The sequence below is a fragment of the Kitasatospora griseola genome, from assembly GCF_014648555.1.
Taxonomy (GTDB): Bacteria; Actinomycetota; Actinomycetes; order Streptomycetales; family Streptomycetaceae; genus Kitasatospora; species Kitasatospora griseola.
In genome coordinates, this window is record NZ_BMRI01000011.1 from 185,215 (window position 1) to 194,894 (window position 9,680).

Genomic DNA, 9,680 nt, shown 5'->3' on the forward strand with positions numbered 1-9,680 from the left:
CGCCGCCCTTGGTCAGCCGCGCGGGCACGACCGCCACGTCCGGGACGAACCAGTTGCTGGACCCGGGAAGATCGAGGTCGCCCGCGCCCATCAGACAGCCGAGTGCGTGGACCCGGTCGCTCAGTTGGCGGCGCACCCGGCCGGCCACCGCCTCGTGGTCCCACCCGAGCGTCATCGGCTCGATGACGCCTTCGACGATCTGGACACGCTCACGGGCGTGGTGGTGGATCGCGTACTTCAGGGCCTGTTCCGGATCGACGGCGTCGTACGGCAGTTCGCCGGGCAGAGCACTCATCGCCCCCTCCTTGCGTCGGCCCCACGCTACTGACCGGCCCGCCGCGCCCCAAGCAGTCTCACTCCAACGAGCGATGGCCCGAACCCCCGGAAGGGGTGCGGGCCATCGACGTGAGCGACCGTCAGGCGGCAGCCGGCACGGCGGCCGGGCGGTCCTCGGCGAGCAGGTCACCGGTCGGACGGTTGTAGGCGGCGAGGTCGAGGGTCTTCTCGCGGGCCGAGACCAGGATCGGGACGACGACCTGACCGGCCACGTTGGTGGCGGTGCGCATCATGTCGAGGATCGGGTCGATGGCCAGCAGCAGGCCGACGCCCTCCAGCGGGAGGCCCAGGGTGGAGAGGGTCAGGGTCAGCATCACGATCGCGCCGGTGAGGCCGGCGGTGGCCGCGGAGCCGATCACCGAGACGAAGGCGATCAGCAGGTAGTCCTTGATGCCGAGGTCGATGCCGTACACCTGGGCGACGAAGATCGCGGCGAGCGACGGGTAGATCGCGGCGCAGCCGTCCATCTTGGTGGTCGCGCCGAACGGGGCGGCGAACGACGCGTACTCGGACGGGACGCCGAGGCGCTCGGTGACGCGGCGGGTGACCGGCAGGGTGCCGACCGAGGAGCGGGAGACGAAGGCCAGCTGGATCGCGGGCCAGGCGCCCTTGAAGAAGTTCAGCGGGTTGAGGCCGCCGACGAAGCGCAGCAGCAGCGAGTAGACGCCGAACATGACGATCGCGCAGCCGACGTACACGTCGATGGTCAGGGTGGTGAAGGGCTTGAGCAGGTCCCAGCCGTACAGCGCGACGGCCTTGCCGATCAGGCCGATGGTGCCGAGCGGGGCGAGCCGGATGACCCACCACAGGGCGGTCTGGACGAGTTCGAGCACGCTCTCGGAGAGCTTGCGGACCGGGGCGGCCTTGTCGCCGAGCTTCAGGATGGCCGCGCCGACGACCACGCCGAGGAAGACGATCTGGAGGACGTTCACCTTCAGGAAGGCGTCGGCGATGTTGGTCGGGATGATGCCGGTCAGGAAGTCGATCCAGCTGCCGCCCTTCTCCACGCCCTTCACGCCGGCGGTGGAGATGTTCGCGCCCTTGCCGGGGTCGGTGAGCAGGCCGAGGCCGAGGCCGACGGCGACCGCGATCAGCGAGGTGGCGAGGAACCAGAACAGCGTGCGGGCGGCCAGCCGGGCGGCGTTGGTGACGTTCCGCAGGTTGGCGACCGAGACGATGATCGCGGTGAAGACCAGCGGCGGGACGGCCAGCTTGAGCAGCTGGACGAAGGTCTTGCCGACGGTGTCGAGGGTGGTCTTCAGCCAGGACACGTCGCCGGACCGGGCGATCCAGCCGAGCAGCAGGCCGAGGACGAGGCCGCCGACGATCTGGACCCAGAACGGGGTGCGTCGGATGCGTCCCAGCAGCGTGGGCGCGGTTTCGGGCGCGGTGGACATGGGTGTGCGACTCCGGGAGAGGCAGGGGTGGGGTGGGTGCGGAGGCGGCGGCACGCCGGACGCGGGGCCGGGTGGGGAGACCCGGGGGCCGACAGCGGAGCTGTCAGGGCGTCAGGAGCGGCGTGTCGCCCGCATACAGCCGCCGGAGCGACAGCGGCACGGGCCGTCCAGGGCGCCGGGCAGACGCGGGCAGCGGGACATGAGCGGAGTGCTCGTCCCTGCCTGGTGCGCGGCGTCTGCGGTGGTCATGGTCGGTAGATTAGCAGTAAACCTTTGAGATCTTCAAAGTACTTGTTTGAGGTCGTCCCCGAACGACCCTTATCTGACGGAGCATCAGCTCGAACGGCCCACACAGGCCCGCTTTGAGGTCGACTTTGACGCCCGTCCGGTTATACGTATAACTTGAGCCTCGTCGAGACCCCGCCGGAAGGACGCCCATGGGCTACGCCTCGCTGCTCCGAGCCCCGCACGTCACCCGGCTGCTGGTCGGCACCCTGATCGGACGGCTGCCCGCCGGCATGACCGCACTGGTGATCGCCCTCGCCCTGCGCGAGGCCGGCACCCCGTACAGCCGGATCGGCCTGGCCACCGCCGCGTACGCGATCGCCGCCGCGGTCGGCGGCCCCGTCCTCGGCCGGATCGTCGACCTCACCGGCCAGCCCCGCGTCCTGCTCGCCTCCGCCACCCTGGCCGGCGGCGGCTACGCGCTGCTCGCGCTCGCCCCGGGCTCCCCCGTCGCCGCCCCGCTCGGCGCGGCGATCGCCGGCCTGTGCATGCCGCCGCTGGAACCCTGCCTGCGCTCGCTGTGGCCGGACGTGGTCGAGGAGGAGCAGCTCGACACCGCCTACGCCTTCGACTCCGCCTCCCAGCAGGTGCTGTACGTCGCCGGGCCGCTCGCCGTCGCCGGCATCGCCGCCGCGTTCTCGCCGTCCACAGCCCTGTGGACAGCCGCCGCGCTCGGCCTGATCGGCTCGCTGGTGGTCGCCACCACCGCCCCCGCCCGCCACTGGCAGGCCCCGCCGCGCGCCGAGTCCGCCGGACTCCTCGGTCCGCTGCGCTCCCCCGGACTGGTCCTGCTGCTGGTCGGCCTGAGCGGCGCGGGCTGGACGGTCGGCGCACAGGCCGTGCTGTTCATCGCCTACGCCGAACGCCACCCGGGCGGCCTGCCCGGCGGCGGCGGCACCCTGCTGGCGCTGGCCGCCCTGGCCGGCCTGCTCGGCGCGCTCGCCTACGGCGCGGCCTCCTGGAAGGCCGACACCGCCACCCGCACCTGGGTGCTCGCCGTCGTCATGGCGGCCGGCTCGCTGCCGCTGCTGCTCCTGCCCGGCCCGCTGCCGATGGCCGCGCTCGCCTTCGTCTCCGGCCTGGGCCTGGCCCCGCTGCTGGCCGCCGCGTTCGTGCTGGTCGCCGAACTCGCCCCGGCCGGCACCGTCACCGAGGCCTTCGCCTGGCTGGTCACCCTGTTCGCCACCGGCAACGCGGCCGGCTCCGCGACCTCCGGCCTGCTGGTCGACACCTCGCTGCAGGCCGTCGCGCTGTGCTCCGTCGCCGGCATCGCCCTCGGCGGCCTGCTGCTGCTCGCCACCCGCTCCCGGCTGCGCCCCGCCCGGGTCGTGCTGGCCGCCTGAAACCGCTCGCCCGGACGGCCTGCGGCCTGCTTGGATGCGCCGCATGACGAACATCCAGCTGCCCGCGGGCTACACGGTCTCCACCGATCCGGCGCTCCTCGACCGGGAGTCGGTGCACCGCTGGCTCTCCGAGGACGCCTACTGGGCGCTCGGCCGGCCCCGCGAGAAGCAGGACCGGGCGATCGACCACTCCCTCAACTTCGGCCTGTACGAGCAGACTTCCGGCCTCCAGGTGGGCTACGCCCGGGTGGTCACCGACCACGCCACGTTCGCCTGGCTGTGCGACGTGTACATCGCCCCGCCGGCCCGCGGCCGGGGCCTGGGCACCGCACTGACCGCCGCCGTCCGCGACCACCTGGCCGAACTGGGGCTGCGCCGACTGCTGCTGGCCACCCGGGACGCGCACGAGGTGTACGCCAAGGTCGGGTTCAACCCGCTCGCGCTGCCGGAGAAGTGGATGGTGCTCGGCGAGCAGTAGCCGCGCTCAGGCCGGCGCGGTGGACCGCCGCACCACCAGAGAGGTCGCCAACGGGGCGGTCGGCGGCGGCAGTTCACCGCCCAGCAGGGCCACCAGGGTGGCCAGGCCGGTGCGGCCGAGCTGCTCGCCGGGCAGGTCGACGGTGGTCAGCGGCGGGCTGAGCAGCTCCGCCACCGGGATGTTGTCCATCCCGACCACCGACAGGTCGCCGGGAATCCGCAGCCCCGACTCGTCCGCCGCCTGGTACAGCCCGGACGCCACCACGTCGTCGTCGCACACCACCGCACGCGGCCGGTCCGGCCCGGCCAGCAGCTCCCGGGCCACCCGCGCCGCCTCCCGGTTGCCCTCGTTCAGGCTGACCGCCCGCTCCTGCACGACCAGCTCCGCGGACGCCGCCGCGAACGCCGCCTGCCGGACCCGGAAGGTGTACGCGGAGTGCACCGAGCGCAGGTAGCCGATCCGCCGGTGGCCGAGCTCCGCCAGGTGGTCGACGGCGGCCCGCATGCCCGCGGTCAGGTCCAGCTCGACGGTGGGGCGGCCGGGGTTGGCCGCCGGATCGGCGTCCAGGAACACCGCCGCGGTGTCGGCGGGCAGGCCGCCGAGCTGCTTGTCGTCCGGGGAGCAGATCAGCAGGCCGTCGAAACGGCCCGCGGCAGCGGCTTCGGCGAGCGTCGCCGCGTCCCAGCCGCTGGAGACCACCACCGAGAGACCGTGCCGGGCCGCCTCCTCGTGCACGCCCGTCAGCACCCGGCCGAAGAACGGGCCGAGCAGGTTCGGCACCGCCAGCAGCACCATGCCGCTGCGGCCCAGCCGCAACTGCCGGCCGGCCGCCTGCGGGCGGTAGCCCAGCTCCTGGGCGGCGTCGTGGATCCGCTGCCGGGTGGCGTCCGAGACCCGGTGCCCGGCGCTGCCGGAGAACACCAGCGAGACGGTCGCCTGCGACACTCCCGCCAGCCGGGCCACGTCCCGCCCGGTCGGCCGCCGTCGCGCCCCCTCGCCGGACCCGGAGTCCGACACGCCGTCAGCCGGCCTGCGCCTGCCGGGCGGCGGCCCGGGCCGCGTCGTCCGCCTCGTCCTCGGCGGCGTCCCGAACGGCGGTACGGACCTTGCGGTTCTCGATCCGGTCCGCGATCTGCGCCGACATCTCGTCGCGCTGCTTGCTCAGCACCACGTAGCTGATCGCCGCGGACGCCACCATCGCCAGCGCGAACACCAGGATCAGCCCCAGGTCGCCGACCACCGGGATCACCCCGAAATGGGCCAGCAGCAGCGCGACCAGCAGGCAGGCCAGGAAGATGCTCGCCCGCAGCGAGGTGTAGCGGAGCGTCGCGTTGATCTTGCTGCTCACCGGGGATCGTCCTTCACTGCCGGGTCGCGCCACAGGGCACGAGGGGGTAATGGCCCTCCCAGTGAAGCACGACCTCACACCGTCCGGGCCTCAGGGGCTCGTGGGGGCACCTCCCAGCCCGCCAGGGCTGGGGGAGAACGGCGAGGCCAAGCCTGCGGAGGATCAACAGGGCACTTTGCGTTCCGCCGTTGCTGGTCCCCGCCTTGAGACCCGCCGCAGCCATGACCAACCGCTGTCCTCGACCGTCAGCAACTCGGCCTCGCCGTTCCCCGAGCCCCTGAGGACCTGAGCGCGACACAGCACCCCACCGCCACCACGCACAACGCCCCCGCCGCGTACCAGGTCGCGTCGTAGTTCCCGAAGCTGTCCCGGGCCACTCCCGCCAGCCCCGCCACGATCGCCGCGCCGACCTGGTGCGCGGCCAGCACCCACCCGAAGACGATCGGCGCGTCCGCCCCGAAGTGCCGTCGGCACAGCGCGACGGTCGGCGGCACGGTCGCGACCCAGTCCAGGCCGTAGAAGATCACGAAGGCGAGGATCGGCGGCCGCAGGCTCTCCCCGAACAGCGAGGGCAGCATCGCCAACGAGAGCCCGCGCAGACCGTAGTAGGCGATGAGCAGCCGGGTGGAGTCGAACCGGTCGGTGAACCACCCGCTGGCGATCGTGCCGACCACGTCGAAGACCCCGATCAGGGCGAGCAGCGAGGCCCCGGTGGTGACGGGCATGCCGTGGTCGTGGGCGGCGGGGATGAAGTGAGTGCCGACCAGGCCCGCGGTGGTCGCGCCGCAGATCGCGAAGGACGCGGCGAGCAGCCAGAACGCCCGGCTGCGGGCGGCGTCGCGCAGCACCCGCAGCGAGCGGGCGATCGCCGAGCCGTCGACCACCGGCGGCGCGGGCGCCTCGGTGGCCCCGTACGGCAGCAGGCCGAGGTCGGCGGGGCGTTCGCGCATCAGGATCAGCACGGGGACGGCGACGGCGGTGGCGGCGAGCGAGATCACCACCACCGCGGTGCGCCAGCCGTGGTTCTCGACCAGGGCGGCGAGCAGCGGCATGAAGATCAGGTTCCCGGCGGCGCCGGCGGCGGTGAGCACACCGGTGACCAGTCCCTGCCGGGCCTGGAACCAGCGTCCGGAGATGGTGGTGGCGAACGCGCCGGCCATCGAGCCGCTGCCGAGTCCGACCAGGACGCCCCAGCAGAGGATCAGCTGCCAGGGGGCGGTCATCAGGACGGTGAGCCCGGCGCCGACGGAGATGGTGAGCAGCGCGCAGACCACCACCAGGCGGACGCCGAAGCGGTCCATCAGGGCGGCGGCGAACGGGGCGGTGAGGCCGTAGAGGGTGAGGTTGACGGAGACGGCGCTGGAGATGGTGGCGTGCGACCAGCCGAACTCGTTGTGCAGGGCGTCCATCATCAGGCCGGGCGCGGAGCGGAAGCCGGCGGAGCCGACCAGGACGACCAGCGAGACGGCGGCGACGATCCAGCCGTAGTGCAGGCGCGGGGCGGGACGGGGCGGGGCCGGGTCGGCGACGGGCGTGGTGGTGAGTTCGTTCACCCGCCGAGTCTGCGGTTCCCGGCCCCGCCCGCACGACGGGGTTTGCTGCCATCCGCCCGCAAGATCCGGACGACTTCAGTGCCCGCCGGCGACCGGTCCGGCGTCGGGGACCCGGCGCAGGCCGCGGATGGGCGGGCTGAGCAGCAGGGCGGCGGCGGTCAGCACGGTGACGATGCCGCCGACCACCAGGACGTGCTGGGCGCCGAAGGTCTCCATGGCGGGGCCGGCCAGCGCGGAGCCGAGCGGGAACATGCAGACGGATCCGGCCACTTCGTACGCGTGGATGCGGTTGAGGACCTCGCCGGGGACCTGGGTCTGCACGCTGGTGGCCCACATGACGCCCCAGAAGCTGATGCCGATTCCGGAGATCAGCATGGCCGCGCCGAGGACCGGCCAGGGCAGGTCGAAGGCGAGCGCGAACTGCTGGAGGGGGAAGACCAGGACGGCGAACGCGCCGGCGGCGAGCGGGCGGACGGGCTTGAGACGGATCGCGATCAGGCCGCCGATCACGGTGCCGGCGCCGAACATGCCGTTCAGGACGCCGAACACGGTGGCGCCGTGGGCGGGCACCACCAGCGAGCCCAGCAGCGGGGTGAGCGGGCCCCAGGAGAGCACCGTGAAGATCATCCAGATCACGATGACGCCCCACATCCAGCTGCGGGCGCGGAACTCGTGCCAGCCCTCGACCAGGTTCTTCCACAGGCTGTCGCCGGGCGGCGGCGCGGGGACCGGGCCCAGCCGCAGCGCCAGCAGCGTGCTGGCGCTGATCGCGTACATCACGCCGGCGATGACCATCACCCAGCCGGTGGAGGCGGCGGCCAGCAGGCCGGCCAGCGGCGGGCCGGCCAGGGTGGTGAGCGCCTCGGATATCCGCAGGATGCCGTTGGCGCCCTGCACGTCGCGGGCCACCAGCGGGACGGTGGAGGCGGCGCCGGGCTGGAACATGGCGGCGGCGGTGCCGGCCAGCGCGAGCAGCAGGTACAGCTGCCAGAGCTGGTCGATGCCGCGGAAGAACAGCACCGCGAGCAGGACCCGGGTGGTGAGGTTGAGCAGGTCGGCGAAGATCATCAGTCGGCGGGCGGTGAACCGGTCCGCGAGGACGCCGCCGACCAGCACCAGGCCGGCGAACGGGGCGAGCAGGAAGGCCATCGCGTAGCCGACCGTGGAGGCCGAGTGCCCGGAGGTGAGCAGTCCGGTGGTGACGGCCACGGGGAGCATCGCGTCGCTCAGCAGGCCGGCCGAGCGGGCGGTGAAGTAGAGCCGGAAGTTGCCCGACCAGATGGCGGGACCGGCGGGGATGCTGACGCGCGGGGTGGGGGCGGTGTGGAGTTCTGGTGCGGTCACGTTCGACAGTTTTGGTCCAGACCACCACTGGTTTCCAGTGATTTTGGGTCACGATGCGGCGTCCGACCGGCAACTGGTCGGACGGCGGCCCGCCGTGCGCGCCCCGAGCACGGCACGGCGGGCCGCCGTCCGGGTCGGCGTCCGGGCCCTGAAGCCGTGACGCCCGGCGTTCCGATCTCGCCGAGGTTCCGGGCGGAGCGGCCAACGACCCCCTGAGTGTCGGCACCGCCCGGACTCCCTCGGCGTCCCCTCGCAACGAAACGCCGCACCCAAGAGTGATCAGTCGGATACGTCACGTCAATGGGTTGTCGGAAATTCAGATGGATCACCCGGGGCGCGAACAGCGCACACGTGGCACACCCGAACCTGCCGACCCGCGTTCAGCGCGCCGAGGCGACCGGCTGCGCCGCCCGTTCGCACACCGCCACGGCCGGGCCGATCTCGCACCACACCCGCTTGCCGGAGCCGTCCGGGTACCAGCCCCAGCGCTCGCACAGCAGCTCCACCAGTTCCAGGCCGCGCCCGTTGGTGGCCTCCGCGTCGGCCCCGGCGTGCCGCGGGGCGGGGGCGGCGCAGCTGGCGTCCGCAACCTCCACCCGGAGCCCCGGCGGGGCGTCCGGGCCGGCCGGCATCAGCAGCCGCAGCACCGCCGGACAGCCGGTGTGCACCACCGCGTTGGTGACCAGCTCGGAGACCACCAGGACCAGCGTCTCGGCGACCGCCGAGTCCGGATCGAGCCCGCCCGCCTGCAGTCGGGCCCGCACCCAGCGCCGGGCCCGTGAGACCTCGGCCGGATCCGCCTGGACCGCCAGCTGTACCTGAAGTACCTGCACCGTTCCACCACCCGCACTCGGTATTCGGCCCGCTTGATCCCGCCGGTCCGGTCGGCCGCGCCTCGGGGAGGCCGCCGATCCGCACTGCCCATGGCATCGACACGAATACGCCCCAGAATGATTCCGGGACCAGGTCGCAGCAAGAGCTTCGGGCATATTCCAGCGTTCGGGGGATGTCTCGGTGCATACTGTCCCGCTCACCCTGCCGGGGTTCGCACGACCGGTCGGCGGCACCGCTGCCGCGGGTACTCCCGACCGTACTCCCCACGCCCCGTCACCACCGGGCCGCCACGAGCGGAACCACCCTTCCTACATATGTCCAGCGGCCCTCGAACAGCGCCGCCGGACACCCGCCGACCACCCGTCAGGCGAACACCACGGTCCGGGTGCCGTTCAGCAGCACCCGCCGCTCGCTGTGCCACTTCACCGCACGGGCCAGCGCCTGGCACTCGACGTCCCGACCGAGCGCCACCAGCTGCTCCGGCGTCACGTCGTGGGTGACCCGGGCGACCTCCTGCTCGATGATCGGACCCTCGTCCAGGTCGGCGGTGACGTAGTGCGCGGTCGCGCCGATCAACTTCACACCCCGGGCGTGCGCCTGGTGGTACGGCCGGGCGCCCTTGAAGCTCGGCAGGAACGAGTGGTGGATGTTGATCACCCGGCCGGACAGCTCCTTGCACAGCGCGTCCGACAGCACCTGCATGTAGCGGGCCAGCACCACCAGCTCGACCCGCTCCCGGTCGACCAGCTCCAGCAGCTGCTG

At 72.9% G+C, this 9,680-nt stretch carries 9 protein-coding genes and 1 pseudogene; 2 read left to right on the plus strand and 8 right to left on the minus strand.

Annotated elements, in window-relative coordinates; all coding sequences use genetic code 11:
• Together IEZ12_RS38495 and IEZ12_RS16825 are read right to left on the minus strand one after the other, a co-directional pair.
• Positions 1–295: pseudogene (locus IEZ12_RS38495) on the minus strand (Uma2 family endonuclease); the annotation flags it as partial.
• Between the two features lie 121 nt (positions 296–416).
• Positions 417–1,733: a dicarboxylate/amino acid:cation symporter gene (locus tag IEZ12_RS16825; protein WP_043915658.1), complete on the minus strand. Its 1,317-nt coding sequence runs from the start codon at positions 1,731–1,733 to the stop codon at positions 417–419.
• Positions 1,734–2,170: 437 nt separating this feature from the next.
• Here IEZ12_RS16825 and IEZ12_RS16830 point away from each other — a divergent pair, with 437 nt between their 5' ends.
• Both IEZ12_RS16830 and IEZ12_RS16835 read left to right on the plus strand, forming a co-directional pair.
• The gene (locus IEZ12_RS16830; protein WP_189272747.1) at positions 2,171–3,361 is read left to right on the plus strand and encodes an MFS transporter; all 1,191 of its coding nucleotides are present in this window, start codon (positions 2,171–2,173) and stop codon (positions 3,359–3,361) included.
• A gap of 43 nt (positions 3,362–3,404) precedes the next feature.
• A complete protein-coding gene (locus tag IEZ12_RS16835) occupies positions 3,405–3,839 on the plus strand; it encodes a GNAT family N-acetyltransferase (protein WP_189272748.1) in 435 nt (144 codons plus the stop codon).
• A 6-nt stretch (positions 3,840–3,845) separates the two neighbouring features.
• On the opposite strand, the gene IEZ12_RS16840 is transcribed toward IEZ12_RS16835, so the two are convergent.
• The 6 genes from IEZ12_RS16840 to IEZ12_RS38500 all read right to left on the minus strand — a co-directional run.
• Entirely contained in the window at positions 3,846–4,856 is a 1,011-nt protein-coding gene (locus tag IEZ12_RS16840; RefSeq protein WP_189272749.1) for a LacI family DNA-binding transcriptional regulator, read from the minus strand.
• A gap of 4 nt (positions 4,857–4,860) precedes the next feature.
• Positions 4,861–5,187: a DUF4229 domain-containing protein gene (locus IEZ12_RS16845; RefSeq protein ID WP_189272750.1), complete on the minus strand. Its 327-nt coding sequence runs from the start codon at positions 5,185–5,187 to the stop codon at positions 4,861–4,863.
• Between the two features lie 245 nt (positions 5,188–5,432).
• Positions 5,433–6,740, minus strand: coding sequence for an MFS transporter (locus IEZ12_RS16850; RefSeq protein WP_189272751.1), 1,308 nt, complete (start codon positions 6,738–6,740; stop codon positions 5,433–5,435).
• Positions 6,741–6,815: 75 nt separating this feature from the next.
• On the minus strand, positions 6,816–8,084 hold the full coding sequence (locus tag IEZ12_RS16855; RefSeq protein WP_229847604.1) for an MFS transporter: 1,269 nt from the start codon (positions 8,082–8,084) through the stop codon (positions 6,816–6,818).
• A gap of 380 nt (positions 8,085–8,464) precedes the next feature.
• Positions 8,465–8,917: an ATP-binding protein gene (locus IEZ12_RS16860; RefSeq protein WP_043915651.1), complete on the minus strand. Its 453-nt coding sequence runs from the start codon at positions 8,915–8,917 to the stop codon at positions 8,465–8,467.
• Positions 8,918–9,281: 364 nt separating this feature from the next.
• Positions 9,282–9,680, minus strand: a 399-nt coding sequence (locus IEZ12_RS38500; protein ID WP_229847605.1) for a formyltetrahydrofolate deformylase, incomplete at its 5' end; no start/stop codon positions are given.

Excerpts from the sequence above, each read along its gene's own strand:
- IEZ12_RS16825 (WP_043915658.1), bottom strand. The coding sequence starts at position 1,733 with ATGTCCACCGCGCCCGAAACCGCGCCCACGCTGCTGGGACGCATCCGA.
- IEZ12_RS16830 (WP_189272747.1), top strand. The coding sequence starts at position 2,171 with ATGGGCTACGCCTCGCTGCTCCGAGCCCCGCACGTCACCCGGCTGCTG.
- IEZ12_RS16835 (WP_189272748.1), top strand. The coding sequence starts at position 3,405 with ATGACGAACATCCAGCTGCCCGCGGGCTACACGGTCTCCACCGATCCG.